The following is a 1,531-nucleotide window of genomic DNA, read 5'->3' on the forward strand; positions in this document are numbered from 1 at the left end:
GCTAACTTCTCAAAGTAACTTCCACTTGCCTGACCAAAGTGGAAATTAGTCTAAAACGGATTTTTATGGTGGAATTAAGTATGAGACGTTTGAGTTAGAAATGAGGTCTACTATGACAAAACATAAACACCTTACCCTTTCAGACCGTAATGATATCCAATTAGGCTTAGAGCGCGGTGAAACCTTCAAAACTATTGGACAATCCATTCTAAAAGACCCGACAACCGTTTCCAAAGAAGTCAAACGAAACAGACAAGTCCGAGAGTCTACATGCCATAACCTTCCTTGCCCTCTACTCGACAAAGCTCCCTTTGTCTGTAATGGATGCCCTAAAAGAAGACAAAATTGTGGCTATAAGAAGATTTTATACCTCGCTAAACAAGCTCAAAAACAGTACGAACAAACTCTTGTTGAGGCTCGTGAAGGAACTCCCCTTAATTCCAAGGCCTTCTGGGACATGGACAAAGTCATTTCTGATGGTGTTAAAAAGGGACAACACATCTATCATATTCTCAAAACTCATAACCTTGATGTCAGCTCCTCAACTGTCTATCGACATATCCGAAAAGGATACCTATCTATCGCTCCTATTGATCTAGCCAGAGCCATTAAATTCAAAGAAAGACGGAAAAGTAAACTACCTTCCATCCCTAAAGAAGCTAAAAAAGGCCGTTCCTATGAGGATTTCCAAAACTATTTAGTCCTTAATCAACTAGACTCTTGGCTGGAAATGGACACAGTTATAGGCAGAATGGGAGGTAAAGTCCTACTCACCTTCAATTTATCTTTCTGTAACTTTATCTTTGCTAGACTTCTGGGGAATAAAACTGCCCTTGAGGTTACCAAACACCTCTATGACATCAAGAACACTCTTCACCAAGCTGACAAAGATTTCTTCCAACTTTTTCCTGTCATTCTTACCGATAATGGTGGAGAGTTTGCCAGGGTCGATGACATCGAAATGGATGTGCGAGGAGAGTGTAAACTCTTCTTTTGTGACCCTAATCGCTCTGACCAGAAAGGCAGAATTGAGAAAAATCACACGCTGATTCGCGACATTCTACCTAAAGGAACTTCCTTTGATAATCTAACTCAAGAGGACATCAATCTCGTTTGTTCTCATGTCAACAGTGTCAAACGTGCTGCTTTGAATGGAAAGTCAGCCTATGAACTCTTTGCCTTTACCTATGGAGAAGAGATTCCTAAGCTTCTCGGCATTTCTAAAATACCTGCAGAAGACGTCTGCCAGTCTTCTACATTACTCCAACATAAGTTCTAAAAACTAATCTTTAACCCCATTCAAACGTCTCATACTAACTTCCACCATAGCGGAACTTAATCTGAAACGCTTTCAGATGAGGGGATTTTGTGCGCTCTTTTTTTCGATTCATTTTGGTTACAAAAGCGATGAAATCAAGCATTAGTAAAACCAGTGGAATTTACCCTGACACAGATTTCCACTGGTTTTTAGGATTTTTATCAGACTAACTTCCACTTGTACTAGCGGTGGAACTTAGTTTGGGAATTTACC

The 1,531-nt window shown here is 40.0% G+C and carries 1 protein-coding gene; it reads left to right on the forward strand.

What is annotated here, in order from left to right:
• The first annotated feature begins 112 nt into the window (after positions 1–112).
• Entirely contained in the window at positions 113–1,279 is a 1,167-nt protein-coding gene (locus QM865_RS09095) for an IS30 family transposase (protein WP_414306503.1), read from the forward strand.
• The last annotated feature ends 252 nt before the right edge of the window (positions 1,280–1,531 follow it).

It is taken from the genome of Streptococcus mitis (assembly GCF_047462815.1).
Lineage (GTDB): Bacteria > Bacillota > Bacilli > Lactobacillales > Streptococcaceae > Streptococcus > Streptococcus mitis_DO.